The sequence below is a fragment of the Streptomyces sp. NPDC008238 genome (genome assembly GCF_042956445.1).
In the GTDB taxonomy this organism is placed as follows: domain Bacteria; phylum Actinomycetota; class Actinomycetes; order Streptomycetales; family Streptomycetaceae; genus Actinacidiphila.
Genome location: NZ_JBIBGK010000020.1, coordinates 120,032 through 146,579, shown reverse-complemented (window position 1 = coordinate 146,579; position 26,548 = coordinate 120,032). Strand labels below are relative to the sequence as shown.

22 protein-coding genes and 1 pseudogene are annotated in these 26,548 nt (G+C 72.6%); 9 read left to right on the top strand and 14 right to left on the bottom strand.

Going from position 1 to position 26,548, the window contains the following annotated elements:
* The 6 genes from ACFZAU_RS31070 to ACFZAU_RS31045 all read left to right on the top strand — a co-directional run.
* On the top strand, positions 1–624 hold a 624-nt coding region (locus tag ACFZAU_RS31070; protein WP_500554899.1), incomplete at its 5' end, for an amidohydrolase family protein.
* Positions 625–641: 17 nt separating this feature from the next.
* A complete protein-coding gene (locus ACFZAU_RS31065) occupies positions 642–1,661 on the top strand; it encodes a TIGR03842 family LLM class F420-dependent oxidoreductase (RefSeq protein WP_500554898.1) in 1,020 nt (339 codons plus the stop codon).
* A 17-nt stretch (positions 1,662–1,678) separates the two neighbouring features.
* The gene (locus ACFZAU_RS31060) at positions 1,679–3,217 is read left to right on the top strand and encodes an NCS1 family nucleobase:cation symporter-1 (RefSeq protein ID WP_500554897.1); all 1,539 of its coding nucleotides are present in this window, start codon (positions 1,679–1,681) and stop codon (positions 3,215–3,217) included.
* A gap of 57 nt (positions 3,218–3,274) precedes the next feature.
* On the top strand, positions 3,275–4,093 hold the full coding sequence (locus ACFZAU_RS31055) for an inositol monophosphatase family protein (protein WP_500554896.1): 819 nt from the start codon (positions 3,275–3,277) through the stop codon (positions 4,091–4,093).
* On the top strand, positions 4,090–5,520 hold the full coding sequence (locus ACFZAU_RS31050) for a phytoene desaturase family protein (RefSeq protein WP_500554895.1): 1,431 nt from the start codon (positions 4,090–4,092) through the stop codon (positions 5,518–5,520). The genes ACFZAU_RS31055 and ACFZAU_RS31050 overlap by 4 nt, the downstream gene beginning before the upstream one ends.
* A 62-nt stretch (positions 5,521–5,582) precedes the next feature.
* On the top strand, positions 5,583–6,566 hold the full coding sequence (locus ACFZAU_RS31045) for an aldo/keto reductase (protein WP_500554894.1): 984 nt from the start codon (positions 5,583–5,585) through the stop codon (positions 6,564–6,566).
* A gap of 60 nt (positions 6,567–6,626) precedes the next feature.
* On the opposite strand, the gene ACFZAU_RS31040 is transcribed toward ACFZAU_RS31045, so the two are convergent.
* Positions 6,627–7,373 (bottom strand): SIR2 family NAD-dependent protein deacylase, encoded by a 747-nt coding sequence (locus ACFZAU_RS31040; protein WP_500554893.1) that lies wholly within the window; start codon positions 7,371–7,373, stop codon positions 6,627–6,629.
* A 53-nt stretch (positions 7,374–7,426) separates the two neighbouring features.
* Positions 7,427–8,206 carry a DUF4037 domain-containing protein gene (locus tag ACFZAU_RS31035; protein WP_500554902.1) on the bottom strand — a complete coding sequence of 260 codons (780 nt, stop codon included), beginning with the start codon at positions 8,204–8,206 and terminating at the stop codon, positions 7,427–7,429.
* Between the two features lie 80 nt (positions 8,207–8,286).
* Between ACFZAU_RS31035 and ACFZAU_RS31030 the strand changes: the two genes are divergently transcribed.
* Positions 8,287–10,086: a gamma-glutamyltransferase family protein gene (locus ACFZAU_RS31030; RefSeq protein ID WP_500554892.1), complete on the top strand. Its 1,800-nt coding sequence runs from the start codon at positions 8,287–8,289 to the stop codon at positions 10,084–10,086.
* A gap of 173 nt (positions 10,087–10,259) precedes the next feature.
* On the opposite strand, the pseudogene ACFZAU_RS31025 reads toward ACFZAU_RS31030, so the two are convergent.
* Positions 10,260–10,499 (bottom strand): annotated as a pseudogene (locus tag ACFZAU_RS31025) (ADP-ribosylglycohydrolase family protein); the annotation flags it as partial.
* Positions 10,500–10,593: 94 nt separating this feature from the next.
* On the opposite strand from ACFZAU_RS31025, the gene ACFZAU_RS31020 reads away from it, so the two are divergent.
* Positions 10,594–11,697 (top strand): glycerate kinase, encoded by a 1,104-nt coding sequence (locus ACFZAU_RS31020; RefSeq protein ID WP_500554901.1) that lies wholly within the window; start codon positions 10,594–10,596, stop codon positions 11,695–11,697.
* Between the two features lie 64 nt (positions 11,698–11,761).
* On the opposite strand, the gene pssA is transcribed toward ACFZAU_RS31020, so the two are convergent.
* The 8 genes from pssA to ACFZAU_RS30980 all read right to left on the bottom strand — a co-directional run bounded on the left by pssA (position 11,762) and on the right by ACFZAU_RS30980 (position 21,643).
* Positions 11,762–12,613 (bottom strand): CDP-alcohol phosphatidyltransferase family protein, encoded by an 852-nt coding sequence (gene pssA / locus ACFZAU_RS31015; protein WP_499601402.1) that lies wholly within the window; start codon positions 12,611–12,613, stop codon positions 11,762–11,764.
* Positions 12,600–13,256: a phosphatidylserine decarboxylase gene (locus ACFZAU_RS31010; RefSeq protein ID WP_499601401.1), complete on the bottom strand. Its 657-nt coding sequence runs from the start codon at positions 13,254–13,256 to the stop codon at positions 12,600–12,602. Before ACFZAU_RS31010 ends, pssA begins: the two co-directional genes overlap by 14 nt.
* Positions 13,257–13,427: 171 nt before the next feature.
* Entirely contained in the window at positions 13,428–14,639 is a 1,212-nt protein-coding gene (locus ACFZAU_RS31005; protein ID WP_500554891.1) for an acyl-CoA dehydrogenase family protein, read from the bottom strand.
* A 12-nt stretch (positions 14,640–14,651) separates the two neighbouring features.
* Positions 14,652–15,155 (bottom strand): MaoC family dehydratase, encoded by a 504-nt coding sequence (locus tag ACFZAU_RS31000; RefSeq protein ID WP_500460541.1) that lies wholly within the window; start codon positions 15,153–15,155, stop codon positions 14,652–14,654.
* Between the two features lie 55 nt (positions 15,156–15,210).
* The gene (locus tag ACFZAU_RS30995) at positions 15,211–17,223 is read right to left on the bottom strand and encodes a protein meaA (protein ID WP_500554890.1); all 2,013 of its coding nucleotides are present in this window, start codon (positions 17,221–17,223) and stop codon (positions 15,211–15,213) included.
* A gap of 14 nt (positions 17,224–17,237) precedes the next feature.
* Positions 17,238–18,575: a crotonyl-CoA carboxylase/reductase gene (gene ccrA / locus ACFZAU_RS30990; protein WP_500554889.1), complete on the bottom strand. Its 1,338-nt coding sequence runs from the start codon at positions 18,573–18,575 to the stop codon at positions 17,238–17,240.
* Between the two features lie 397 nt (positions 18,576–18,972).
* Positions 18,973–19,731, bottom strand: a complete 759-nt coding sequence (locus ACFZAU_RS30985; protein WP_500554888.1) for a TetR/AcrR family transcriptional regulator — start codon at positions 19,729–19,731, stop codon at positions 18,973–18,975.
* Between the two features lie 124 nt (positions 19,732–19,855).
* On the bottom strand, positions 19,856–21,643 hold the full coding sequence (locus tag ACFZAU_RS30980; protein WP_500554887.1) for a 3-hydroxyacyl-CoA dehydrogenase family protein: 1,788 nt from the start codon (positions 21,641–21,643) through the stop codon (positions 19,856–19,858).
* An 861-nt stretch (positions 21,644–22,504) separates the two neighbouring features.
* On the opposite strand from ACFZAU_RS30980, the gene ACFZAU_RS30975 reads away from it, so the two are divergent.
* Positions 22,505–23,458, top strand: coding sequence for a HEAT repeat domain-containing protein (locus tag ACFZAU_RS30975; protein ID WP_500554900.1), 954 nt, complete (start codon positions 22,505–22,507; stop codon positions 23,456–23,458).
* Here the strand turns inward: ACFZAU_RS30975 and ACFZAU_RS30970 are convergent.
* The 3 genes from ACFZAU_RS30970 to ACFZAU_RS30960 all read right to left on the bottom strand — a co-directional run bounded on the left by ACFZAU_RS30970 (position 23,424) and on the right by ACFZAU_RS30960 (position 26,376).
* Positions 23,424–23,939, bottom strand: coding sequence for a GNAT family N-acetyltransferase (locus ACFZAU_RS30970; RefSeq protein WP_500554886.1), 516 nt, complete (start codon positions 23,937–23,939; stop codon positions 23,424–23,426). The two genes, ACFZAU_RS30975 and ACFZAU_RS30970, sit on opposite strands and share 35 nt — an antisense overlap.
* 52 nt (positions 23,940–23,991) lie before the next feature.
* On the bottom strand, positions 23,992–25,050 hold the full coding sequence (locus ACFZAU_RS30965) for an Rv2578c family radical SAM protein (RefSeq protein WP_500554885.1): 1,059 nt from the start codon (positions 25,048–25,050) through the stop codon (positions 23,992–23,994).
* Positions 25,051–25,209: 159 nt separating this feature from the next.
* The gene (locus ACFZAU_RS30960) at positions 25,210–26,376 is read right to left on the bottom strand and encodes an alanine--tRNA ligase-related protein (protein ID WP_500554884.1); all 1,167 of its coding nucleotides are present in this window, start codon (positions 26,374–26,376) and stop codon (positions 25,210–25,212) included.
* Between the last annotated feature and the right edge of the window lie 172 nt (positions 26,377–26,548).

Sequence of the window (26,548 nt, the reverse complement as noted above, 5' to 3'; positions counted from 1 at the left end):
GAGGGGCTGAACGTGTTCGGTGAGACGTGCCCGCAGTACCTGTTCCTGTCGACGGACAACCTGGCGGAGCCGGACTTCGAGGGTGCGAAGTACGTGTGTTCGACGCCGTTGCGGCCGAAGGAGCACCAGGCGGTGTTGTGGAGGGGGTTGCGGACGAACGATTTGCAGGTGGTGTCGACGGATCACTGCCCGTTCTGCTTCGTGGGGCAGAAGGAGCTGGGGCGGGGTGACTTCTCGAAGATCCCCAACGGTCTGCCGGGGGTGGAGAACCGGATGGACCTGTTGCACCAGGCGGTGGTGGACGGGCACATCAGCCGTCGCCGGTGGATCGAGGTCGCGTGTGCGACGCCGGCGCGGATGTTCGGTCTGTACCCGCGCAAGGGGACGATCGCGCCGGGTGCGGACGCCGACATCGTGGTCTACGACCCGGGCGTGGAGCAGGTCATCTCCGCGGCCACCCACCACATGAACGTCGACTACTCGGCCTACGAGGGCAAGCGGGTCACCGGACGCGTGGAGACCGTCCTGTCCCGCGGCGAGCCCGTCATCGACGGCCGGGAGTACGTCGGACGGGCGGGACACGGCCAGTACACCCCGCGCGGAACCTGCCAGTACCTCGTCTGAGAAAGGCGCGTGGACCCATGGACTTCGGACTCGTCCTGCAGACGGACCCGCCCGCTGCGGGGGTCGTGGAGCTGATGCGGCGCGCCGAGCGCAACGGCTTCAGCCACGGCTGGACCTTCGACTCGGTCGTGCTGTGGCAGGAGCCGTTCGTCATCTACAGCCAGATCCTGGCGAACACCGAACGTCTGGTCGTCGGCTCCATGGTCACCAATCCGGGGACGCGGACCTGGGAGGTGACGGCGTCGACCTTCGCGACGCTGAACGAGATGTTCGGCAACCGGACGATCTGCGGCATCGGCCGGGGCGACTCGGCGATGCGGGTGGCGGGCCGCAGGCCCAACACCCTCGCGCGCATCGAGGAGGCGATGCACGTCATCCGCGAGCTCGCAGAGGGCCGCGAGGCCGACCTCGGCGGCACGACCGTCCGCATCCCCTGGGTCAAGGAGGGAGCGGAACTTCCCGTGTGGATGGCGGCGTACGGGCCGAAGGCGCTGGCGATCGCCGGGGCGAAGGCGGACGGGTTCATCCTGCAGCTCGCCGACGTCTACCTGACGGAGTGGATGGTCAAGGCGGTCAAGGAGGCCGCGGTCGCCGCCGGACGCGACCCGGCCGAGGTGAAGGTGTGCGTGGCCGCTCCGGCGTACGTCACCGAGGACGACTCCCCGCAGGCGCTGGCCCATGCCCGCGAGCAGTGCCGCTGGTTCGGCGGCATGGTCGGCAACCACGTCGCCGACTTGGTGGCGAAGTACGGCGAGCACTCCGCGTCCGTGCCCGGGGAACTCACCGACTACATCGCGTCCCGTCAGGGCTACGACTACTCGCACCACGGCCGCACCGGCAACCCCGACACCGCGTTCGTCCCCGACGAGATCGTCGACCGCTTCTGCCTCATCGGCACCGCCGAGCAGCACGTCGAGAAGCTGCGCGCCCTCCAGGCCCTCGGCGTCGACCAGTTCGCGGTCTACGACATGCACGACGCCAAGGAGTCCACCATCGACGCCTACGGCTCCACCGTCATTCCCGCGCTCCGCGCCTGAGGGGGAGCACCCCGCCGATGCCGGCCCCCACGCCGCCCGCCCAGATCACGCACCCCGACGGCCGCGTCGAGCTCCGCCTCGACGCGGCCGCGCCGCACGGCCGGTACGCGAACCAGGACCTCCTGCCGATCCCCATCGCCGACCGGCACTGGACCACCTACAACTTCACCGCCCTGTGGATCGGGATGGCGCACAACATCCCCTCCTGGACCCTCGCCTCCGGTCTGGTCGCCCTCGGCATGGACTGGAAGCAGGCGGTGTTCACCATCGCCCTCGCCAACGTCCTCGTGTTGGTGCCGATGCTGCTCACCGGGCACGCGGGCCCCAAGTACGGCATCCCGTTCCCGGTGCTGGCGCGTTCCTCGTTCGGGGTGCGCGGCGCCAACCTCCCGGCGATGCTGCGCGCCGCCGTGGCCTGCGCGTGGTTCGGCATCCAGACGTGGATCGGCGGCCAGGGCATCTTCGTCCTGCTCGGCAAGATCTGGGGCGGCTGGGCGGGCGCCGCGCACGTGGCGGGCTACCCGTGGACGCTGTGGGTCTGCTTCCTCGCCTTCTGGGTGCTGGAACTCGCCATCATCTACCGGGGCATGGAGACGCTGCGCCGCTTCGAGAACTGGGCCGCGCCCTTCGTCCTGGTCGGGGCCGTCGTCCTGCTGGTCTGGATCACGAACAAGGCCGGCGGCCTCGGCCACCTGCTGGACCAGCCCTCGCGACTGGGCTGGGGCGGCGACTTCTGGAAGGTCTTCTTCCCCGCCCTCATGGGCATGATCGGCTTCTGGTCGACGCTCTCCCTCAACATCCCCGACTTCACCCGCTTCGGGGCCGGACAGCGCGCCCAGGTCTGGGGCCAGTCGCTCGGCCTGCCCACGACGATGACCCTCTTCGCCGTCCTGTCGGTGCTCGTCACCTCCGGATCCCAGGCGGTGTACGGCGAGGCCATCTGGGACCCGGTCGAGCTGGCCGGCAAGACCGACAACGTCGTCGGCCTGCTCTACGCCCTGGTCACGGTGCTGGTGGCCACCCTCAGCGTCAACATCGCGGCCAACGTGGTCTCCCCGGCGTACGACCTGTCCAACCTCGCGCCCCGGCACGTCGACTTCCGCACCGGCGCGCTGATCACCGGCGTCGTCGGGGTGCTGATCTTCCCCTGGAAACTGACCTCCACCCCCGAGCTGTACATCTTCACCTGGCTGGGTGTCGTCGGCGGCGTCCTCGGCACCGTGGCCGGCGTGCTCATCGCCGACTACTGGCTCGTCCGGCGCACGCACCTGGCGCTGGCCGAGCTGTACGAGGCGGGCGCCGGACGCTATTGGTACCACCGCGGCTGGAACTGGCGGGCGGTGCTCGCCCTCGTTGTCGGCGGCCTGCTGGCGGTCGGCGGTTCGTACTCCACCGTCGACGCCGAGGGCCGCAGACAGGGCCCGTTCCCCGTCGACGGCCTGATCCCGCCGCTGAAGCCGCTCGCGGACTACGGCTGGGCGGTGGGCCTGGTCACCTCGTTCGTGCTGTACGCAGCCCTGATGCGGAAGGCGGGGCCCGCCGCGCGGACGGCGTGAACCCGCCAAAGCCACGGCGGGTGCGCGTCGCCGCGGCCGATCTGGTCTGATGGAGGAGTGATCGATGACGCACTCTTCAAGGCCGTCGAGGACACGGTGCGCGCGGCCGCCGAGGCGGAGGTCGTGCCGCGCTGGAGGCAGCTGGGCGCCGCCGACATCAGCCACAAGACCGGACCGGGGGACCTGGTCACCGTCGCCGACCGCGAGGCGGAACTGCGGCTCGCCGAGGAGCTGCCGGCGCTGCTGCCCGGTTCCGTCGTGGTGGGGGAGGAGGCCGTGCACGCCGACCCCGGCATCCTGCGCCGCATCGGCGGCGACGCCCCGGTGTGGATCGTCGACCCCGTCGACGGCACCGCCAACTTCGTCGCCGGCAGGCCCGAGTTCGCCACGCTGGTCGCGCTCGCCCGCGGCGGCGAGGTGCACGCCTCCTGGACGTACGTGCCGCGCCTGGGCCTGATGGCCACGGCCCGGCTCGGCGGCGGAGCGCTCCTCAACGGCGAGCCGATCCGCACCGCGTACGACGTCGACGGGTCCGCGCTCAAGGTGGCCACCTCGCAGTTCGCCTTCCTCGACGAACAGGAGCGGCGCCGCTTCGAGGGCCTCGGCACCGACGGCCTCGAGACCCGCCAGTGCACCTGCGCCGGGCTGGACTACCTGGAGGTCGCCCGGGGCGCCATCGACGCCGTCGCCTTCACCTGGGAGTCGCCCTGGGACCACGCGGCCGGCGTGCTGCTGGTCGCCGAGGCGGGCGGGGCCAGCGTCACCGCCGAGGGCGTGCCCTTCCGGATCGGCGGCGGCAACGCCTTCCCCTTCTCCGTGGCGCGCGACGAGGCGACCGCGCGACGGGTCGTCGACCTCATGGCGGGTGACCGATGAGCAGGACCCGCGTCACGGACGTCATCGTCGTCGGCGCCGGCCCCAACGGCCTGACCGCCGCGGTCGAACTCGCCCGCGCCGGCCACTCGGTGGAGCTCTTCGAGGCCGCCGACCAGGTCGGCGGCGGCGCCCGCACCGAGGAACTGACCCTGCCGGGCTTCCGCCACGACCCCTGCTCCGCCGTGCACCCGTTCGGCGCCGGCTCGCCCGCGTTCAACGCCATGCCGCTCGCCGAGCACGGACTGCGGTGGCTCCACCCGGAGCTGCCGCTCGCCCACCCCTTCGACGACGGCACCGCGGCGGTGCTGGCCCGCACGGTCGGCGCGACGGCCGCCTCGCTCGGGCCGCGCGACGCGGGCACCTACCGCCGGCTCCTGGCCCCGTACGTCGGCCGCTGGCCGACCCTCGCCCACGACTTCCTGCGCCCCCAGTGGCGGGGCCTGCCCCGCGACCCGCTGCGCTTCGCGAGCTTCGGGCTGACCGGGCTCCCGCCGGTGGCCGTGCTCGCCCGGCTGTTCCGCGACGAGAAGGCGCGCGGGCTGCTGGCCGGTCTCGCCGCCCACGCCATCGCGCCGCTGACCAGCCCGCTCACCGGCGCGACGGCGCTGATGTTCGCCGTCGCCGGCCACGACGTCGGCTGGCCGGTGCCGCGCGGCGGCTCCCAGGCGATCGCCGACGCCCTCGCCTCCTACCTGCGGCTGCTCGGCGGCACGATCCACACGGGCGTCATGGTCCGCAAGCTCGACGAACTGCCGCCGGCGCGCGCGTACGTCTTCGACACCTCGCCGACCGCGCTGGCGCGCATCGCCGGGCTCGGCGACGCGTACCGGAACTACCGTTACGGACCGGCCGTCTGGAAGATCGACTACGCGCTGGACGGCCCGGCGCCCTGGACCGCCGCCGACGCCCGGCGGGCCGGCACCGTGCACATCGGGCCCACCTTCGGCGAGATCGGCGACGCCCTGAACCGGGCGGTGCGCGGCCGGCCGCCGCAGACCCCGTTCCTGATCGCCGCCCAGCCCAGCGTCGTCGACCCCGGGCGCGCCCCTGAGGGCAAGCACGTCTTCTGGGTGTACGGGCACGTGCCCAACGGCTGGAGCGGCGACGCCACCGAGGCCGTCGAGCGGCAGATCGAGCGCTTCGCGCCCGGCTTCCGGGACCTCGTCCTCGCCCGGGCGGTCAGCGGACCGGCCGAGCTCGCCGCCCGCAACCCCAACTACATCGGCGGCGACATCGGCAGCGGGGCCTTCGCCGGCCTGCAGACGGCCTTCCGCCCCAGGCCCAAGTGGAACCCCTACAGCACCTCGCGCCCGGGGGTCTTCCTCTGCTCCTCGGCCAGCCCGCCCGGACCCGGTGTCCACGGCATGTCCGGCCACCACGCGGCCCGCGCCGTGCGCCGTCACCTGGAGGAGGCCGCCCGCCGGTAGTGCCCGATGCGGGCCCCGCCCCGTCGGTCGCGGCCGGCGGGGCTGCGACTAGCATCGAGGACATGGAGCAGCGCGTATTGGGCAGGACGGGCCGCAAGGTGTCCGTCGTGGGTCTCGGCACCTGGCAGCTGGGCGCCGACTGGGGCGAGGTCCGCGAGGAGGACGCACTCGCGGTCCTGGACGCGGCCGTGGCGGAGGGCGTGACCCTCTTCGACACCGCGGACGTCTACGGCGACGGACGCAGCGAGCAGCTGATCGGCCGCTACCTGCGGGAGCGCCCGGACGCCGGGATCTTCGTCGCCACGAAGATGGGGCGCCGGGTCGCCCAGGTCCCCGAGAACTACGTCCTCGACAACTTCCGCGCCTGGAACGACCGTTCCCGGGCCAACCTGGGCGTCGACACCCTCGACCTCGTCCAGCTGCACTGCCCGCCGACCGCCGTCTACTCCTCGGACGCCGTCTTCGACGCCCTCGACACCCTCGTCGAGGAGCAGCGCATCGCGGCCTACGCCGTCAGCGTCGAGACCTGCGAGGAGGCGCTGACGGCGATCGCCCGCCCGGGCGTCGCGAGCGTGCAGATCATCCTCAACGCCTTCCGGCTCAAGCCCCTGGAGCAGGTGCTGCCGGCCGCCGCCCAGGCCGGGGTGGGCATCATCGCCCGCGTACCCCTCGCCTCCGGCCTGCTGTCCGGCCGCTACACCAAGGACACCGTCTTCCCCGCCGACGACCACCGCACCTACAACCGGCACGGCGAGTCCTTCGACCAGGGCGAGACCTTCTCCGGCGTCGACTACGCGACCGGCCTGGAGGCCGCCGCCGAGTTCACCGCCCTCTCCCCGGAGGGCGCCACCCCGGCCCAGACCGCGCTGCGCTGGATCATCCAGCAGCCCGGCGTCACCACCGTGATCCCCGGTGCCCACTCCGTCGAGCAGGCCCGCGCCAACGCCGAGGCCGCCGCCCTACCGGCGCTGCCGCAGAGCACGCTGGACGCCGTGCGGGACCTGTACGACCGGAGCATCCGCGCCCAGGTCCACCACCGCTGGTAGACCCGCGGCGGAGCCGTCACAGCCGTGCCCCCGGACGCTCGCCGTCCGGGGGCACGCGCGTCAGCCGGCCGCGGCCTCGCGGGCGATCCCGTCCAGGAGCGCCGGTAGAGAGTTCCCGATCGGCTCGCGCACCAGCTCGTCCGCGATCGCGTCGTACGGCGTCGGCTCGGCGTTGACGATCACCAGCCGCGCGCCGTGTTCCGCCGCCATCCCGGCGAGCGACGCGGCCGGCTGCACCTGCAGGCTGGTGCCGACCGCGACGAGGACCGTGCACCCCTTGGCGATGGTCATCGCGTTGCCCAGGACCACCGGGTCCAGCCGCTGCCCGAACATGACGGTCGCCGACTTCAGGATCCCGCCGCACTCCCCGCACGCCGGGTCCGGCTCGCCCGCCCGGACCCGCGCCAGCGCCGCGTCCATGGACGTCCGGTCGTGGCACCGCGTGCACACCACGGCCCGGGCCGTGCCGTGCAGCTCCAGCACCTTGCGCTCGGGCAGTCCCGCCATCTGGTGCAGTCCGTCGACGTTCTGCGTGATCACGCGCACCGGCACGCCCGACCGCTCCAGCCGGACGATCGCCTCGTGCGCGGCGTTGGGCCGCGCCTCCAGCGCCGGGCCCTCCATGCGCATCAGCCACGACCTGCGGCGCACCTCGGGATCGGCCATGTAGTGCTCGTACGTCACGAGCTTCTCGGCCTCGGGGTCGCGCCGCCACAGTCCGTTCGGGCCGCGGTAGTCGGGGATGCCGGAATCGGTGGAGATGCCCGCGCCGCTGAGGATCGCGACAAGCGGCTTCTTCGCGCTCATGCCGCGAGGTTACGCAGACCTGGACGGCCGCGGCCATCGGGTTTTCCCGCCGGTCAGGCCAGCGCCGCGCGCACCCGCGCGACCAGGGCCGAGGCGTCCTCCACCGCCGCCACCGGGTCGCCGAGGCCGGCCAGCACCGCCTCGGCGTGGGCGCGGAAGCCCGCCGGGGTGTCCGGGAGGGCGTCCGCCGCGGCGAGGGCCCCCTTCTCGTTGAGGCACCACACGCGGTGGTGGGCGTGGAGCGACTGCGCCAGCACCCCGACCGCCCGGGACAGGCACAGCGCCGCGTGCAGGACGTCCCCGGCACCCGCGGACTTGCGGGCGTTCGCGACGAGGAAGTCCGCCTCCCAGGAGGCCCCGACGAGCGCCCGGCGCAGCGGCTCGGGGTAGACCCGCGCGGCCTCACGCAGCGCGGTCAGCTCGCCCGCCGGGTCGGCCAGGACCCTGCCGAGGGCGACCTCCCCGGCGTACACCGGGGACCAGAAGCCCAGTGGATGGCCGGCCTGGACGCCCACCTCGTAGCGGCCGGCGCGGCAGTCGTCCCACACCCGCCGCACACGGTCCAGGTCCCGCAGGATCCAGTCGACCTGCACGCCGTCGACGCGCAACCACGCCCCGCCGTTCACCCAGGGCCCCCAGCCGCCGGGGCCGGCGACCTCGACCGGGGCGCCCGTCGCCTCGGCGGCGAGCGCGGCCAGCGCCGCCACGTCCGGTGCGCCGCGGTAGTACACGCCGAGGTCCCAGTCGGAGCCGGGGCGGTGCGCACCGCGTGCTCGGCTGCCGCCGAGCATCACCCCGACCACACCGGGGACGCGGGCGAGCGACCGCGCCATGGAGGCGACGGGGGGTGCGTGTTCGGTTTCATGGGACACCGTGCGAGTGTAGGAGCACCCCCGGCGCGAGGAGCACTGCATTGTTCACGACCCGCCCCACCCTTCAGGGCACCTTCGGAATGGCCTCCTCCACGCACTGGCTCGCCTCGCAGTCGGCGATGGCCGTGCTGGAGAGCGGCGGCAACGCCTACGACGCGGCGGTGGCCGCCGGGTTCGTCCTGCACGTGGTGGAGCCGCACCTCAACGGCCCCGCGGGAGAGGTCCCGATCATCGTCGCGCCCGCCGGCGGTCCGGTGCGCGTGCTCTGCGGCCAGGGCCCCGCCCCCGCCGGGGCGAGCGTCGACCACTACCGCGCGCTGGGCCTGGAGTTCGTCCCCGGCACCGGTCCGCTCGCGGCCGCCGTGCCCGGCGCCTTCGACGCGTGGATGGTGCTGCTGCGCGACCACGGCACCAAACCGCTCGCGGACGTCCTCTCCTACGCCATCGGCTACGCCGAGCAGGGCCACCCCGCGGTCGAGGCGGTCGGCGCCACGGTCGGCTCCGTCAAGGCCCTCTTCGAGACGGAGTGGACCACCTCGGCCGAGCTCTACCTGGCCGGCGGACGTCCGCCCCGGGCCGGGGCCCTGCTGCGCAACCCCGCTCTCGCCGCCACCTGGCGGCGGCTGCTGCGCGAGGCGGAGGCCGCCGGCAGCGGCCGGGAGGCGCAGATCGAGGCGGCCCGCAGGGTGTGGCGCGAGGGCTTCATCGGAGAGGCCCTGGCGGCCTTCGCCGCCCGTCCCGCGATGGACACCACCGGCGAGCGCCACGCCTCCACCCTGACCGGTGACGACCTCGTAGCGTACGAGGCCCGCTATGAGGACCCGGTCACCCTCGACTGGAACGGCTGGACGGTCTGCAAGGCGGGACCCTGGAGCCAGGGCCCGGCCCTCCTGCAGCAACTGGCCCTGCTGCCGCCGGACTCCGCCGACCTGGAGTACGGCACCGCCGACTACGTGCACACCCTGGTCGAGGGCACCAAGCTCGCGATGGCCGACCGCGAGGCCTGGTACGGCGACGCCGAGGACGATGTCCCCCTCGCGGAACTGCTGTCCCCCGCCTACAACGACGTGCGGCGCGCCCTGGTCGACCGCGCCAAGGCCTCCCACGAGCTGCGCCCCGGCAGCCCCGGTGGCCGCACGCCGCGGCTTCCCCGCTTCCCGCTCCACGACCCGGCGGCGGCACCGGACTTCGACGCCATGGGGGTCGGGGAGCCGACCGTCGCCCACAACGGCGCGACCCGCGGCGACACCTGCCACCTCGACGTCGTCGACCGCTGGGGCAACATGGTCGCCGCCACCCCCAGCGGCGGCTGGCTCCAGTCCAACCCGGTCGTCCCCGGGCTCGGCTTCCCGCTCGGCACCCGCCTGCAGATGACCTGGCTGCAGCCGGGACTGCCCAACTCCCTCACCCCGGGCCGCCGTCCGCGCACCACGCTCACCCCCTCGCTCGCGCTGCGCGACGGGGTGCCGGTGATGGCCTTCGGCACCCCCGGCGGCGACCAGCAGGACCAGTGGTCGCTGCACTTCTTCCTGGGCGTCGCCCTGCGTGCCCCGGTCCGGGGCGGTCTCGACCTCCAGGGCGCCATCGACGCGCCCAACTGGCACAACGACAGCTTCCCGAGCTCCTTCCACCCCCGGGAGATGCGCCCGGGCAGCCTCACCGTGGAGAGCCGCTTCGAGGAGTCCGTCATCGCCGGGCTCCGCGGCCGCGGCCACGACGTGACCGTCGGCGCCCCCTGGTCCGAGGGCCGCCTGTGCGCCGTGGCCCGCGACCCGGAGACCGGCGTGCTGTCCTCCGCGGCGAACCCGCGCGGGATGCAGGGCTACGCGGTGGGCCGCTGACCGGCCCGCCGGGGGCGGTCAGCGGCGGGCGGGCCGGTCAGGCGTCGTCCACGGGGCGTCGGGCCCGCGGGCCGGGGCGGCCGGGCTCCGGACCCGACGCTCGGCGTACGCCGCCCGCCCGGGCGGGACGCGGTACTACGCCGGGGGACGCCCGTTGACCAGCTCGATGGGAATCCGCGGGTGCACTGCGGCCACTCCGGGCGCAGCGCGAACTCGGCCGGGTCAGGCGGCGGGTCCAGCGCCGGGATGTAGTCGGTCAGCGGCAGCGCCCCGGCACGGCGCAGGTAGCGGTCGATCCGGTCACGCGTCCAGTGGTCGCCGCGTTCGACGGGCTTGCCGAGCATGTTGCCGGCGATCCGGCCGAGCCAGCCGCCGAGGACGCGGTCGTCGAGGGAGAGGGCGGAGAAGGCCATGCCTCCGGTGTACCGCCCCGCGCCCCGGGATAGGGTCCAAGCGGCGCGACCTGCCGAAAGGAAGATCAAAGTGACGGACGCACGACCAGTGCGGGTGCTCATAGCGGCGGACAAGTTCAAGGGTTCGCTCAACGCCGTCGAGGTGGCGGAGCGGCTCGGGTCGGGACTGCGGCGGGCCGCCCCCGGTCTCGTCGTCGAGTCCGTGCCGGTGGCCGACGGCGGGGACGGCACGGTGGACGCCGCCGTCGCCGCGGGCTTCGAACGGAGGCTGGTGGAGGTCACCGGCCCGCTGGGGGAGACGGTCACCGCCGCGTACGCGCTGCGCGGGGGCACCGCCGTGGTGGAGATGGCCGAGGCCTCGGGGCTCCGGCACCTGCCGCCGGACGTCTTCGCTCCGCTGACGGCGACCACGCGCGGCACCGGTGAACTGCTGGGGGCGGCGCTCGACGCGGGGGCCCGGTCCATCGTGCTCGGCGTCGGCGGCAGCGCGACCAACGACGGGGGCGCGGGCATGCTCGTCGCGCTCGGCGCCCGCCTGCTGGACGGCCGGGGCGAACCGGTCGGCCCGGGTGGTGCGGCGCTCGCGGGGCTGGCCTCGGCGGACCTGTCCGGGCTCGACCCCCGGCTCGCCGCGACCGAGGTCGTCCTCGCCAGCGACGTCGACAACCCGCTGCTCGGCCCCAAGGGCGCCGCCGCCGTCTACGGCCCCCAGAAGGGCGCCACACCGGAGGACGTCGCGACGCTGGACGCGGCCCTGGCCCACTACGCGGAGGTGCTGGGGGCCGGTGCGGCCGCCGAGGCCCCGGGCGCGGGTGCGGCCGGCGGGGTCGGCTTCGGCGCGCTGGTGGGGCTGCGCGCCTCCTTCCGGCCCGGCGTCCAGGTGCTCCTGGACATGCTCGGCTTCGCGGCGGCCCTGGAGCGGGCCGACCTGGTGATCACCGGTGAGGGTTCGCTGGACGAGCAGACCCTGCACGGCAAGGCCCCGGCCGGTGTGGCCGCCGCCGCCCGTGCCCGGGACGTGGACGTGGTCGCCGTCTGCGGCCGTCTCACGCTGTCCGGGGAAGCCCTGGGCGCGGCCGGCATCCGGCGGGCGTACGCCCTGACCGACCTCGAGCCGGACCCGGCGCGCTGCATGGCCGAGGCCGGGCCGCTGCTGGAACGCCTCGCCGGGGACATCGCGCGCGACCTCCCGGCCTGACCGGGCGAACGCCAGGGGCCCCGAGCCTTCCCGGCTCGGGGCCCCTGGCACGTACCTCGTACGGCTACGGAAGCTGCGCCGTACGCGCCTCACGGCGGTTGTTGCGGATCGTGTTGACCCGGCGGGTCGTCGCGAACAGCGGGATCACCGCCGCGGCGCAGATCTGCAGGGCCGCGCCCGTCTGCAGCAGCACGTCACCGCCGGGGACGGCGAACGCCCAGCAGACCAGGCAGCCCATGCTCAGCACGATCCAGGCGAGCGTGATCGTCGCGAGCCGGCCACGCGGCTTCGGGTACTCGACCCGGCTGACCATCAGCCACGCCACACCGACGATGGCCAGCACCGTCGGGATGAAGGGCAGCTCCAGCAGCACGACCGAGATGACCGTCATGGCCCCGAAGGGGCTCGGCATGCCCTGGAAGATCCCCTCCCGCACCGTCGTGCAGGAGAAGCGGGCCAGGCGCAGGACGACCGCCAGCAGCACCACGACCGCCGCCACGGCCGACAGCTTGCCGTAGGCGTCGTCCGAGATCAGGCCCCAGACGACCACGAAGTAGGCGGGGGCCAGGCCGAAGCTGATCAGGTCGGAGAGGTTGTCCAGCTCCGCACCCATCGCCGAGCTGCGCAGCTTGCGCGCCACCAGCCCGTCGAAGAGGTCGAAGACCGAGGCCATGAGCATCAGCAGCACGGCCGTGGCGGCGCTGTGCCGCGTCATGCCGCCGTCGGTGTTGCCCATCAGGTGCGGGACGAGCACCCCGGTGGTGGTGAAGTACACCGCCATGAACCCGCAGATCGCGTTGCCGAGGGTCAGGCCGTCCGCTATCGACAGGCGCGTCGACAGCGGCATGTCATCGTCGTCGTCCTCGTCCACCGAGGCGACCCACGGTGCCTGGGTGTCGGGATCAATCACGGTCAAGGCGCGTCACCCCAGCCACGGTGGTCTGGCCGACCTCGACGGCGGGCTCGACGCCCTCCGGCAGGTAGATGTCTACACGGGAGCCGAAGCGGATCAGGCCGATGCGCTCGCCCTGCTCCACCTTGGTGCCCTGCGGCACGTAGGGAACGATGCGGCGCGCCACGGCTCCGGCGATCTGCACCATCTCGATGTCGCCGAGCTCGGTGTCGAAGTGCCAGACGACGCGCTCGTTGTTCTCGCTCTCCTTGTTGAACGCCGGAACGAATCCACCGGGGACGTGCTCCACGGACGTGACCGTGCCGGCCAGCGGCGCGCGGTTCACGTGGACGTTCAGCGGGCTCATGAAGATCGCGACGCGGGTGCGCCCGTCCTTCCACGGCATGATGCTCTGCACCACGCCGTCGGCCGGCGAGATGACGCGGCCCTGGGCGATCTCGCGCTCGGGGTCGCGGAAGAACCACAGCATGCCCGCCGCGAGGGCGGTGGTGGGGACGGCCACGGCCGCCCAGCGCCCGGAGCGGCGGGCGCGGACCAGACTGACCGCCGCGGTGGCCACGGTCGGGAGGAGCCACGGCGACGCTCCGCGCGCGAGGCGTACGCCGGCCCGGCTGTCGCGTTGTGCAGAGGAATGGCTGTGGGGCATGGAAGACCTTCGTAGCGGAGGGTGCCGCAAAGATGGTGCTGGGGACGGCGGCTTTCCGTGAATGGTATCGGGAGTCACCGGCAACTGGGCAAGCCAGCAGTCGAGTCAGTGGCCGGTATTTGATGACTGGGTGTGACCTTTGGCTCGCACAAAGTGTCACAACCCAGACATTCACCCCTGGATCCGGTACTCCTCGAGCAGCCGGCGACCGATGATCATTTTCTGGATCTCGGCGGTGCCCTCGCCGATGAGCAGCATGGGTGCCTCGCGGTACAGGCGCTCGATCTCGTACTCCTTGGAGAAGCCGTAGCCGCCGTGGATGCGGAAGGAGTCCTCCACGACCTCCTTGCAGTACTCCGAGGCCAGGTACTTCGCCATGCCGGCCTCGAGGTCGTTGCGCTGGCCGGAATCCTTCTTGCGGGCCGCGTTCACCATCAGCGCGTGGGCCGCCTCGACCTTGGTGGCCATCTCGGAGAGCTTGAACTGGATCGCCTGGTGCTGCGCGATCGGCTTGCCGAAGGTCTGCCGCTGCTGGGCGTACGCGATCCCCAGTTCGAAGGCCCGCTGTGCGACACCGCAGCCCCGGGCGGCCACGTTGACCCGGCCGACCTCGACGCCGTCCATCATTTGGTAAAAACCGCGGCCGCTCTGACCGCCCAGGACGCGATTTGACGGAATCTTCACATCTTGGAGGATGAGTTCGGTCGTGTCGACGCCCTTGTACCCCATCTTCTCGATCTTGCCGGGCACGGTGAGGCCCTTCACCTTCGGGTTCGGGCCGAAGCCGGGCTCCTTCTCGATGAGGAAGGTCGTCATGGACTTGTGCGGGGCCGCGCCCTCCGGCTGACCCTCGTCGGTCCGGCACAGCACCGCGACGAGGTTGGACGTGCCGCCGTTGGTCAGCCACATCTTCTGGCCGTTGATGACGTAGTCGTCGCCGTCACGGACCGCCTTGGTGCGGATCGCGGAGACGTCGGAGCCCAGGCCCGGCTCGGACATCGAGAAGGCGCCGCGCACCTCGCCGGTGGCCATCCGGGGCAGGAAGTGGTCCTTCTGTTCCTGGGTGCCGTGCTGCTTGAGCATGTAGGCGACGATGAAGTGCGTGTTGATGATGCCCGACACGCTCATCCAGCCGCGGGCGATCTCCTCGACCGTCAGGGCGTACGTGAGCAGGGACTCGCCGAGGCCGCCGTACTCCTCGGGGATCATCAGTCCGAAGATGCCGAGTTCCTTGAGGCCCTCGACGATGTCGGTCGGGTACTCGTCCTTGTGCTCCAGCTCGTTGGCGACCGGGATGATCTCCTTGTCGACGAAGCTGCGGACGGTGGAGAGGATCTCCTGCTGGACGTCGGTCAGCCCGTCGGTCTGCGCGAGGCGGCTCATGTCTGCTGTCTCCTAGGCGTTCAGCTCGGGGCGGCCGGGCTGCTCGCCGCCGCGCTCCTTGACGTAGGTGGCGGTGGGGACCATCACCTTGCGGCGGAAGACGCACACCAGGGTGCCGTCCTGCTTGTAGCCCTTGGTCTCCACCTGGACGATCCCGCGGTCGTCCTTCGACTTCGACGGCCACTTGTCCAGCACCGTCGTCTCGCCGTAGATGGTGTCGCCGTGGAAGGTCGGCGCCACGTGCTTGAGCGACTCGACCTCCAGGTTGGCGATCGCCTTGCCGGACACGTCCGGCACCGACATGCCGAGCAGCAGGGAGTAGACGTAGTTCCCCACGACCACGTTCTTCCCGAAGTCGGTGGTCCGCTCGGCGTAGTTCGCGTCCATGTGGAGCGGGTGGTGGTTCATGGTCAGGAGGCAGAAGAGGTGGTCGTCGTACTCGGTGACCGTCTTCCCGGGCCAGTGCTTGTAGACGGCGCCGACCTCGAACTCTTCATACGTACGGCCGAACTGCATCTCTGCTACGCCTCCGGGGTGTCGAACGTGTTCGTACGGGTGTTCGCCGCGGGGGTCATGCGGCGACCTCCAGCGGGTCCAGCTTGTTGGCCCTGCGGATCTCGTCCACGATCCTGCCGATGATCTCGGTGATCCCGAAGTCCTTCGGCGTGAACACGGCCGCGACGCCGGACTCGACCAGCTTGGCCGCGTCCGCCGGCGGGATGATGCCGCCGGCGATGACCGGCACGTCGTCCACCCCGGCCCTGCGGAGCCGGTCGAGCACGTCCGGCACCAGCTCGGCGTGCGAGCCGGAGAGGATCGACAGGCCCACGCAGTGGACGTCCTCGGCGACCGCCGCCGAGACGATCTGCTCCGGCGTCAGCCGGATGCCCTGGTAGACCACTTCGAAGCCCGCGTCGCGCGCCCGTACGGCGATCTGCTCGGCGCCGTTGGAGTGACCGTCCAGCCCCGGCTTGCCCACGAGCAGCCGCAGCTTCCCGGCGCCCAGCTCCCGGGCGGTCAGCGCCACCTTGCGGCGGACCTCGGCCATCGGGGTGCCCGGCTCGGCGGTGACCGCGACGGGGGCGCTGCTCACGCCCGTGGGGGCGCGGAACTCGCCGAACACGTCGCGCAGCGCCCAGGACCACTCGCCGGTGGTGACGCCCGCCCGGGCGCACTCGACGGTGGCCTCCATGAGGTTGCCGGTGCCGGCGGCCGCGGCCTTGAGGGCCTCCAGCGAGCGCTGCGCCCGCACCTCGTCCCGGTTGTCGCGCCAGTCGTGGAGGGCGGCGACGACCCGCGCCTCGTTCTCCGGGTCGACGGTCATGATGGCGCCGTCGAGGTCGGAGGTGAGGGGGCTGGGCTCGGTGCCCTCGTAGCAGTTGACGCCGATGATCTTCTCCTCGCCGGACTCGATCCGCGCCCGGCGCTCGGCGTGCGAGGAGACCAGCTGCGACTTCAGGTAGCCGGACTCCACGGCGGCCATGGCGCCGCCCATCTCCTGGATGTGCTCGATCTCGGCGAGTGACCGCTCGACGAGTTCGCCCACCTTCGCCTCGACGACGTGGCTGCCGTCGAAGATGTCGCCGTACTCCAGCAGGTCGCTCTCGTGGGCCAGCACCTGCTGGATGCGCAGGGACCACTGCTGGTCCCAGGGGCGCGGCAGGCCCAGCGCCTCGTTCCAGGCGGGCAGCTGCACGGCGCGGGCCCGGGCGTCCTTGGAGAGCGTCACGGCCAGCATCTCCAGCACGATCCGCTGGACGTTGTTCTCCGGCTGCGCCTCCGTCAGGCCGAGCGAGTTGACCTGCACCCCGTACCGGAAGCGGCGCTGCTTGGGGTCCTCGATGCCGTAGCGGTCACGGGTGATCCCGTCCCAGATACGGGTGAAGGCCCGCATCTTGCACATCTCCTCGACGAAGCGGACGCCCGCGTTGACGAAGAAGGAGATGCGCGCGACGACGTCGCCCATCCGCTCCTGCGGCACCTGGCCGGAGTCGCGGACCGCGTCGAGGACGGCGATCGCGGTGGACATCGCGTAGGCGATCTCCTGCACCGGTGTGGCCCCGGCCTCCTGCAGGTGGTAGCTGCAGATGTTGATCGGGTTCCACTTGGGGAGGTGGTTGACCGTGTACGCGATCATGTCGGTCGTCAGCCGGAGCGAAGGGCCGGGCGGGAAGACGTACGTCCCGCGCGACAGGTACTCCTTGACGATGTCGTTCTGCGTCGTCCCCTGGAGCCTGGTGACGTCGGCGCCCTGCTCCTCGGCGACCACCTGGTAGAGCGCGAGCAGCCACATGGCGCTGGCGTTGATGGTCATGGAGGTGTTCATCTCCTCCAGGGGGATGTCCTGGAAGAGCCGGCGCATGTCGCCGAGGTGGGCGACCGGGACCCCGACCCGGCCCACCTCACCGCGGGCCAGGACGTGGTCGGGGTCGTACCCGGTCTGCGTCGGGAGGTCGAACGCGACCGACAGGCCCGTCTGGCCCTTGGCGAGGTTGCGCCGGTACAGGGCGTTGGACGCCTCGGCGGTGGAGTGCCCCGCGTACGTCCGCATCAGCCACGGACGGTCCTTCTGACGCTGGTTCATGGTCCCTCCCGGTCTCAGACGTTCCGGAAGCGGTTGATGGCGTCGATGTGCCGGGCCCGCAGCTCTTCGTCGCGGACGCCGAGGCCCTCCTCGGGGGCGAGCGCCAGCACGCCGACCTTGCCCTGGTGCACGTTGCGGTGCACGTCGTGGGCGGCCTGGCCGGTGTCCTCCAGGCGGTACGTCTTCGACAGCGTGGGGTGGATCCTGCCCTTGGCGATCAGCCGGTTGGCCTCCCAGGCCTCGCGGTAGTTCGCGAAGTGGGAGCCGACGATGCGCTTGAGCGACATCCACAGGTAGCGGTTGTCGTACTCGTGGTTGTAGCCCGAGGTCGACGCGCAGGTGACGATCGTGCCGCCCTTGCGGGTGACGTAGACCGAGGCGCCGAAGGTCTCCCGGCCCGGGTGCTCGAAGACGATGTCCACGTCCTCGCCGTCGGTCAGCTCGCGGATGCGCTTGCCGAAGCGCTTCCACTCCTTCGGGTCCTGGGTGTGCTCGTCCTTCCAGAACCGGTAGTCCTCGGCCGTGCGGTCGATGATGGCCTCGGCGCCCATGCGGCGGCAGATCTCCGCCTTCTGCGGCGAGGACACCACGCAGATCGGGGTCGCGCCGCCGGCCAGCGCGAACTGGGTGGCGTAGCTGCCGAGGCCGCCGCTGGCGCCCCAGATCAGCACGTTGTCGCCCTGCTTCATCCCGGCGCCGTTGCGGGAGACCAGCTGGCGGTAGGCGGTGGAGTTCACCAGGCCCGGGGCCGCGGCCTCCTCCCAGCTCAGGTGCCTGGGCTTGGGCATCAGCTGGTTGGACTTGACCAGGGCTATCTCGGCGAGGCCGCCGAAGTTGGTCTCGAAGCCCCAGATGCGCTGCTCGGGGTCGAGCATCGTGTCGTTGTGGCCGTCCGCGGACTCCAGTTCGACGGACAGGCAGTGCGCGACGACCTCGTCGCCCGGCTTCCAGAGGTTCACGCCGGGGCCGGTGCGCAGCACCACGCCCGCCAGGTCGGAGCCGATGACGTGGTACGGCAGGTCGTGGCGCTTGGTCAGCGGGGAGAGCCTGCCGTAGCGCTCCAGGAAACCGAAGGTGGACACCGGCTCGAAGATCGAGGTCCACACCGAGTTGTAGTTGACCGAGCTGGCCATGACGGCCACCAGGGCCTCGCCCGGGCCGAGCTCGGGCACGGGCACCTCGTCCAGGTGCAGCGACTTGCGCGGGTCCTTCGCGCGGCTGTCCACGCCCTCGAACATGCCGGCCTCGTCCTTGTGGACGGTGACGGCGCGGTACGACTCGGGGAGCGGCAGCGCGGTGAAGTCCGCGGCCGTGCTTTCGGACGCCATGATTGCGTCGAGGATGTCCTTCACGGTGATGCCTCCGGCGAAGCGCGACGTAGGGACGCTTGAGGGAACGTCGGGGGGTTGCTGAGGGTGGTGCCGTCGGTTCGGCGGTGGTGCTTCGGTCCGTGGCGGTCGCACGGATGGAGCGGGAGCGCGTGGTGGCGCTGTGAATGCCTGTGACGCAGGCGTCCGGGCCTCGGGGACAGACGGCGTGCGACGGATCCCAGCACGCCGCCCGCCCGGACTGCTCTCACGGTATGGCACCGCGTGCCACCCTGCAAGACACTGCGTGCCAACAATTTTTCTCAGATGGCACCATGGCTTCACGTTTGAGCAACACGCGAAGGCGCCCCCGGCACGAGGGCCTGGGGGCGCCGGTGGGATGCCGGGGGCGCGGGAGGGCGCCGGGGGCGCGAACGGGCGGCTACGCGCCCTTCAGGGCTTTTTCGATCGTCCGCATGACCTCGGCCGGCGAGGCGTCGGTGCGGGCCACGGCCACGATGACCTCGCCCTGCTCGGAGGCGAGGATCGGGGTGGGGGAGGGGCGCCGGCCGATGCCGGTGCCGAAGGTCTGCTTGATCACCTCGAAGGCGTGATCGAGCTGCGACTCGACGTCGCCCTTGCCGCCGGCGCGCAGCCAGCGCCGCAGCACGTGGTTGTGGGCGGCGACGACGGCGGACGCGGCGACCTCGGCCAGCAGGGGGTCGTCGTCCCCGTCGTGCTGGGCGCCCTCGTCGAAGTGGCCCAGCAGGTAGCGGGTGAACAGCCGCTCGTAGCGGGCCACCGAGGCGATCTCGCGCTCCCGCAGGATGGGGATCTCGCGGGTCAGCCGGTAGCGCTCCACCGAGACCTCGGGAGCCTCCGCGTACATCCGCAGCACCTCGGTGATGCCGCGGCACACCGTGTCGAGCGGGTGCTCGTGCGGTTCTGCCGAGTCCAGCACCTGCCCCACGCGCACCAGGGTGTCGTCGTGGTCGGGGAAGATCGCCTCTTCCTTGGAGCGGAAGTGCCGGAAGAACGTCCTCCGCGCGACCCCGGCGGCCGCGGCGATCTCGTCGACCGTGGTCGCCTCGTACCCCTGGCTCGCGAAGAGGTGCATCGCCGCGGCGGCCAGTTCCTGGCGGACACGATGGCGCTGGGCGGTGGTGGAGGACGCACGGGCGGGCTTCACGGGCTGGGGCATACCGCGAACGTACTGCATTCCCGTGGAAGCGTGGGCCGGGCCCGGTTTCCGGAGGCGGTGGGGCGGCCCCAGCAGGCCGCCCCAGCCGCCGGGACCGTCCCGGCCGTCCCAGCCGCCCGTGTGATCAGCGGCGGGCATACTCGCGGAAGCCGCGGCCCGTCTTGCGGCCGAGGCAGCCCGCGGACACCAGGTGCTCGAGCAGCGGCGCCGGCGCCAGGCCCGGGTCGCGGAACTCCCTGTGCAGCACCTGCTCGATCGCGAGCGAGACGTCCAGCCCGACGACGTCGAGCAGTTCGAAGGGCCCCATGGGGTAGCCGCCGCCGAGCTTCATCGCCGAGTCGATGTCCTCGACCGTCGCGTAGTGCTCCTGGACCATCTTCACGGCGTTGTTGAGGTACGGGAACAGCAGCGCGTTGACGATGAAGCCGGCCCGGTCGCCGCAGTCCACGGAGTGCTTCCCGATCCGGCCGCAGACCTCGTGGACGGTGGCGTGCACGTCCTCGGCGGTCAGCACGGTGCGGACCACCTCGACCAGCTTCATGGCGGGGGCCGGGTTGAAGAAGTGCATGCCGACGACGTCACGCGGACGTGTGGTCGCCGTCGCGACCGCCACCACGGGAAGCGAGGACGTCGTCGTGGCCAGCACCGCGTCCACCTTGCAGACCTTGTCCAGGGTCGCGAAGAGCTGCTGCTTGACGGGCAGGTCCTCGGCGACCGCCTCGACGGCCAGGTCCACGTCGGCGAAGGCGTCCAGCGAGCCCGCAGCGGTCACCCGCGCCAGGGCGGCGTCGCGCTGCTCCTGGCTGAGCCGGCCCTTGGCGACCGAGCGGTCCAGCGACTTGGCGAGCGCCGCGACGGCCCTGTCCGCCTTCTCCTGGCCGCGTGCGGCCAGGACGACCTCGTACCCGGCCTTGGCGAAGACCTCGGCGATGCCGGTGGCCATCGTGCCCGAGCCCGCGACGCCCACGCTGCGCACGGGACGCCCGCCGCTCGCGCCGCCGGCCGCGGCCGGCGTCTCGGCGTCCGGGACGACCGTCGCGCTGCCGGGGGCCTCGTAGCTGTAGAAACCGCGCCCGGCCTTGCGGCCCTTGAGGCCGGCGGCGGTGAGCTGCTTCAGGATGGGCGCGGGGGCGTGCAGCCGGTCGCGCGAGGCCTCGTACATCGCCTCCAGGACGGTCTGGGCCGTGTCGATGCCGATCAGGTCCAGGAGGGCGAGCGGGCCCATGGGCAGGCCGCAGCCCAGCCGCATCGCCGCGTCGATGTCCTCGCGGGTGGCGTAGCGCGCCTCGTACATGGCCGCGGCCTGGTTGAGGTAGCCGAAGAGCAGCCCGTCGGCGATGAAGCCCGGACGGTCGCCGACCGCCACCGGCTCCTTGCCGAACGAGCGGACCAGTCCGGTCACGGCGTCCGTGGTCTCGGGGGAGGTCAGCACGGTGGAGACCACCTCGACCAGCTTCATGGCCGGGGCCGGGGCGAAGAAGTGCAGGCCGAGGACGCGGTCCGGCCGGGAGGTGTGGGAGGCCAGCTGGGTCACCGACAGCGCGTTGGTGCCGGTCGCGAGGATGGCGCCGGGCTTGACGATGGCGTCGAGCGCCGTGAGGACCTCGCGCTTGATCTCGAAGTGCTCGGTGACGACCTCGATCACCAGGTCGGCGTCGGCCGCCGCCTGCAGGTCGGGGAAGGTGCGGAAACGGGTCAGGATGTCGCCGCGTTCGGACTCCGTGATCCGCTCGCGCTGCACGGCGCGGGCGGTGGAGGCCTCCAGGGCGGCGACGGCGCGGTGCGCGGCCGCGTCGTCGATCTCGATGCCGATCACTTCGTGGCCGGCCCGGGCGACGACCTCGGCGATGCCGGTGCCCATGGTGCCGAGACCGATGATGGCGACGGTGGGGAAGGGTCGTGGACGGTCCATCGCGGAACTCCGAATGCTGAGGATCCGCGCCGTGCATCTCTGCTGCGCAGGCGCGGGGCGGGAGAGTCGAGGAGCCGCGGGGGTGCGTACGCGTGCGTGTGCGTACCCGCGTGAGAACCGGCGAGCCCTGTCCCGGGGCTGCGCCGCGATGGTGCCGAACCGACAACGGCCGCACAAGCGGCTGCGTCACCAGGCCGCCACGTGCGTTGGTTAGAGGGTAACCGGTGAGTAACCTCGGCGCCAGCCCTCCCGCCCATGTGATTTGCGCCTCCCACAGATGAGCGCGCCATTAGAGTGAGCGCACGGGGGAGAGGGGGAACGGTGGAGCGGGTGCAGGGGGGCGCCGGTCACGCGGCGCGGCGCGCGGCCCGGCTGTACGGGGCCGTTCGGGCCGGGGAGACGGACGTCGCGCGGCTGCGAGGGCGCGGCGAACCGCGCCGTGTCCTGGGCCTGCTGGAGTTCGCCGCCCAGGGGCGCCGCGAGGAACGCGGTTCCTATCTGCGGCGGCTCGCGGCCTCCCCTGACGCCGCCGCCATGGTGCGGCCCTGGCTGGGGCCCACGGAACGGGCGCGCCTCGACGTCGCGGGCGGGCAGATCCCCGCAGTCCCGCCTTTGCTGGTCATGCTTCCCCGCGGCACGGAGGAGGGGCGCCGCTACGCCCTGGAAGCGCTGGCGGTGCAGCGCGCCCTGGAGGCGACGGGACCGCTCTTCGGCCTGCTCGCCGTACTCGCCGCCGGGGAGCCGCCGTGGTATCCGGGGCTGATCGAGGACACCGTCAGTCGCATCGTCCTCGGCCGGCACCTGCCCTCGTGGCGCCGGCCGTCCGGGACCGAGCCCGTACTGCCCGCCGTCTGTGTGCCCATGCTGCTGCGCCAGGCCGGTCAGGCCGCGCCCCGCGTCAGGCGGCCGGCCCTGACGCTGCTCGGGTGCGACCGGGACTCGGCGCACCTTGAGCTGTTCCTCGCGGCGGCGGGCGACCCGGACCAAGGGGTGGCCTCGGCGGCGCTCGTCGCCCTGGGCCGGCTGGACGATCCCGCGGCCCGGGACCGGCTCGCCGCCGTCCTCACCGAGCCGTCGCGCTCCCTGGAGGAGCGGGAGATCGCCGCCGTGATGCTCGGCCGGGCCGGCGACCGGAGGGCGTTCGAGACCCTGGTGCTGCTCCTGAACCACCGCGACGGCATCCGCAACGTCACGGCGGCCGAAGCCCTCGCCCGGCTCGGCGACCCCCGGACCGCACGCGCCGCCGCCGCGCTCGCCACGAACCGGCTGCGGATCGCCTACGCCCTGGCCTCCGTGCGCCTGCTGGGGCGGTTGCGGGCGCCGGAGTCGCTGCCCGCGCTCACGTCCACCCTCGCCTGGCTCCTGGACGAGGGCCGGACGACCTGCCGGGCGGCCGTCGGCTGCGTCGAGGAACTGGGACGACTCGGGGACGCGCGGGCGGTGCCGGTGCTGACCCGGGCCGCCGGTGATCCCCGCCTGCGTGCCGCGGCTGTCGACTCCCTCGGCCGGATCGGGGGCCCGGAGGCGCTCTCCACGCTGCTCGCGGCGGCGGCGGCGTCGGACGGGGACGGGGAGGTGCGCTCCGCCGCGGCGCGCGGCCTGGCCCGCTACGAGGCTGAGCCCCGCGCGACCGCAGCCCTCGTCGGGCTGTTGGCGCCGCCCTATCCCCGGCGGATCGTCCGCGCCCTGGTACGGTCCGGCGACCCGGTGGCGACGGAGGTACTGGCCTCGGCACGGGACGAGGCACCGAGTGTCGCGACGCGCCGACTCGCCGGGCGCTTCAGGCCAGATCCGTCGCGTACCGCAGCTCCTTGAGCGGGACGCCGTCGTACATCTCGATCTGGTCGGTGCCGTCCGGCGCGAGCCCGGATCGCTCGTAGAAGCGCAGCGCCTGTGCGTTGTCCGCGAGCACCCACAGCCGCAGGCTGCGGAAGCCGCGTTCGTGCGCGCGGGCGCGGACGGCGTCCATGAGCGCGCGGCCGGTGCCCCGGCCGGTCCGGTCGGGGTGCACGTAGATCGCGTACAGCTCGCCGGTCACGGCGTCGTCAGGCTCGCCCCGGTAGGGGCCGAGCGCGGCCCAGCCGGTGACCTCGTCGCCGTCCGTGGCGACCAGGTTGTCCACCCGGCTGCCGCCCGCGTCGAACCACTCCTTGCGGCGTTCCGCCTCCGCCGCGACGTCCATCGCGTCCAGGTACGAATGCGGCACGATTCCCGCGTAGGCCGCCTGCCAGCCCCGGACGCGGACCGCCGCCACGGCGTCGATGTCGTCGCGGGTCATCACCCTCACAACCGTCATGGCCGCGACGTTAAGGGGGACCGGGCCCGGCGGGCACCCGTTTTTCGCGGGATCAGATCAGGGTCAGTTGCGTCGGCTGGGCCGGCTGGGCCGGTCCGGCTGCGACGGCGGGCGGCCCCGGGGTGTCCTCCTCGGGTGCGGCGATCCGGCGCGCGGCTGCGGGGCGGCTCGGACCGATCCCGAACTCCGCGGCGAATTCGTGCACTTGGCGGGTGATGCGGCGCTGGTACCAGGTGGGCGCGTAGGCGCCGTCCGCGTACAGCGCCTTGTAGCGGGGGATCAGCCGCGGGTGGTGCACGGAGAGCCAGGCCATGAACCACTCCCTCGCCCCGGAGCGCAGATGCAGCACGAGCGGGGTGACGGACGTGGCGCCCGTCCCGGCGATCGCCCGGACCGTCTCGCGCAACTGCTCCGGGGAGTCGCTGAGGTACGGCAGCACCGGCGCCATCAGGACGCCCGAGGGGATGCCGTGCTCGTTGAGGGTGCGGCAGACCTCCAGCCGCTTCGCCGGCGACGGCGTGCCCGGCTCCACGGTGCGCCACAGCTCCCGGTCGACGAACCCCACGGAGACCGCGGTCGACACGTCGGTGACCTGCGAGGCCTGCACCAGGAGGTCCAGGTCGCGCAGGATCAGCGACCCCTTGGTGAGGATCGAGAAGGGGTTGGCGTGGTCGCGCAGTGCCGCCAGGATGCCGGGCATGAGCCGGTAGCGGCCCTCCGCGCGCTGGTAGCAGTCGACGTTGGTGCCCATGGCGATGTGCTCGCCGCGCCAGCGGGGCGAGGCCAGCTCGCGGCGGAGCAGCTCCGGCGCGTTGACCTTCACGACGATCTGGGAGTCGAAGTCCAGGCCGCTGTCGAGGTCCAGGTAGGTGTGCGTCTTGCGGGCGAAGCAGTACACGCAGGCGTGGCTGCAGCCGCGGTAGGGGTTGATCGTCCACTCGAACGGCATCCGTGACGCGCCGGGCACGCGGTTGACGATCGTGCGGGCGCGCACCTCGTGGAAGGTGATCCCGCGGAACTCGGGGGTGTCGAACGTACGGGTCACGGCGTCCACGCCGAAGAGCGCCGGTGTGGTCGCCGCCGTGTCGCGGCTCAGGTTGTCCCACCTCATGCCGCCTCCTTCGTTGCTCTCCTCCCGACAATAGAACATCTGAGCGAATAGCGTCGAGGGGATCCATGGGATTCCCGGGTTTCACCGTGCGTGAGCGGTCGTGACGGAGGGCCCCGGGCGGCTGCGACGCCGCCCGAGGCCCGGCCGGACCCTCCGCCGTCACCGCGGACGCAGGCTCAGGACGAGGTCGCGCGGCAGGCCGTGGGTGTCGTGGAGGTAGCGGAGGTCGTCCTCGTCCAGCGGACCCCGGAACCGGGGGCGGGCCAGTACCTGACGGCCACGCTCCAGGAGCCCCCGGAACCGCCGTTCCTCCTCCAGCAGCACCCGGCGCGGTTCGTCCGGGTCCACGGACTGGCGGAAGTGGTCCAGGGTGTGCCGGACGAGCTCCTGCGGGAGGTCGCCGAGACCGCGGGACGGATCGTCCCGCCACAAGGTGGTGAGGACCCGCCGCACCAGCCGGCGCAGCACGTAGCCGCGGCCGGTGTGGGACGGGCGCACCCCGTCCCCGATGACCACCACGGCCGACCGCAGGTGGTCGCAGACCAGGCGCAGCGACGGCTCGTCCAGCGGCCACAGGGACGGTACGAGACGGCGCCACGGGGTGAAGACGTCGCACTCGAACACCGACGTCCGGCCCTGCAGCAGCGAGGCCAGCCGTTCCAGGCCGAGGCCGGTGTCGACGTTGCGCCGGGGGAGCGGCACAAGGGAGCCGTCCTCGAGACGGCGGTGGCGCATCATCACGTGGTTCCAGACCTCCACCCAGCGGTCGTCACCCGTGGGGGTGGACCGCGGCGGGGTGTCACCGGTCCACAGGAAGATCTCCGAGTCGGGGCCGCACGGGCCGGTCGGGCCGTTGGACCACCAGTTCTCCTCGCTCGTGAGCTCCACCGGGACGCCGTGCCTCTCCCACGACTCCAGGGAGGCGGTGTCCGGGCCGGTACGGTCGTCGCCGCCGAACACCGTGACGTGCAGCCGCCCCGGGTCGATGCCGAATCCCTCGGTGAGCAGTCCGTAGCCCCAGTCGAGGCTCTGCGGGCCCTCGTAGTCGCCGAGGGACCAGGTGCCGAGCATCTCGAAGACCGTCAGATGGGTGGGGTCGCCGACCTCCTCCAGGTCCGTGGTGCGCAGACAGCGCTGCACGTTGACCAGCCGGCTGCCGAGCGGGTGCGGCCGCCCCTCCAGGTAGGGGGTGAGCGGATGCATGCCCGAGGTCGTGAACAGCACGGGATCCCCGGGCGGCGGCAGCAGGGTCGATCCGGTGATCCGGCGGTGGCCGCGTTCCTCGTAGTACGAGACGAACGTGCGGACGATCTCTTCGGTGTTCACGGGGGGTGCTCCTTCGCGTGGAGAGGCGGGGAGGCACCGGGCAACGGGACCGCACGAGCACCGGGATCGGGGCGGGAACCACGAAACCACCGGCGGGCCGTTCCCGGTCGCCGGTGGTGAGGAAGGGAGGTACGTCAGGCGGCGGCAACCGGCGAGCTGGTCGCTCGCGCGG

Excerpts from the sequence above, each read along its gene's own strand:
- ACFZAU_RS31065 (WP_500554898.1), top strand. The coding sequence starts at position 642 with ATGGACTTCGGACTCGTCCTGCAGACGGACCCGCCCGCTGCGGGGGTC.
- ACFZAU_RS30995 (WP_500554890.1), bottom strand. The coding sequence starts at position 17,223 with ATGAACCAGCGTCAGAAGGACCGTCCGTGGCTGATGCGGACGTACGCG.
- ACFZAU_RS30975 (WP_500554900.1), top strand. The coding sequence starts at position 22,505 with ATGCTGCTGCGCCAGGCCGGTCAGGCCGCGCCCCGCGTCAGGCGGCCG.
- ACFZAU_RS30965 (WP_500554885.1), bottom strand. The coding sequence starts at position 25,050 with ATGAGGTGGGACAACCTGAGCCGCGACACGGCGGCGACCACACCGGCG.
- ACFZAU_RS31035 (WP_500554902.1), bottom strand. The coding sequence starts at position 8,206 with ATGGCGCGGTCGCTCGCCCGCGTCCCCGGTGTGGTCGGGGTGATGCTC.
- ACFZAU_RS30985 (WP_500554888.1), bottom strand. The coding sequence starts at position 19,731 with ATGCCCCAGCCCGTGAAGCCCGCCCGTGCGTCCTCCACCACCGCCCAG.
- ACFZAU_RS31060 (WP_500554897.1), top strand. The coding sequence starts at position 1,679 with ATGCCGGCCCCCACGCCGCCCGCCCAGATCACGCACCCCGACGGCCGC.
- ACFZAU_RS31000 (WP_500460541.1), bottom strand. The coding sequence starts at position 15,155 with ATGCAGTTCGGCCGTACGTATGAAGAGTTCGAGGTCGGCGCCGTCTAC.
- ACFZAU_RS30980 (WP_500554887.1), bottom strand. The coding sequence starts at position 21,643 with ATGGACCGTCCACGACCCTTCCCCACCGTCGCCATCATCGGTCTCGGC.
- ACFZAU_RS31050 (WP_500554895.1), top strand. The coding sequence starts at position 4,090 with ATGAGCAGGACCCGCGTCACGGACGTCATCGTCGTCGGCGCCGGCCCC.
- ACFZAU_RS30970 (WP_500554886.1), bottom strand. The coding sequence starts at position 23,939 with ATGACGGTTGTGAGGGTGATGACCCGCGACGACATCGACGCCGTGGCG.
- ACFZAU_RS31010 (WP_499601401.1), bottom strand. The coding sequence starts at position 13,256 with ATGCCCCACAGCCATTCCTCTGCACAACGCGACAGCCGGGCCGGCGTA.
- ACFZAU_RS31045 (WP_500554894.1), top strand. The coding sequence starts at position 5,583 with ATGGAGCAGCGCGTATTGGGCAGGACGGGCCGCAAGGTGTCCGTCGTG.
- ACFZAU_RS31040 (WP_500554893.1), bottom strand. The coding sequence starts at position 7,373 with ATGAGCGCGAAGAAGCCGCTTGTCGCGATCCTCAGCGGCGCGGGCATC.
- ACFZAU_RS31005 (WP_500554891.1), bottom strand. The coding sequence starts at position 14,639 with ATGAGCCGCCTCGCGCAGACCGACGGGCTGACCGACGTCCAGCAGGAG.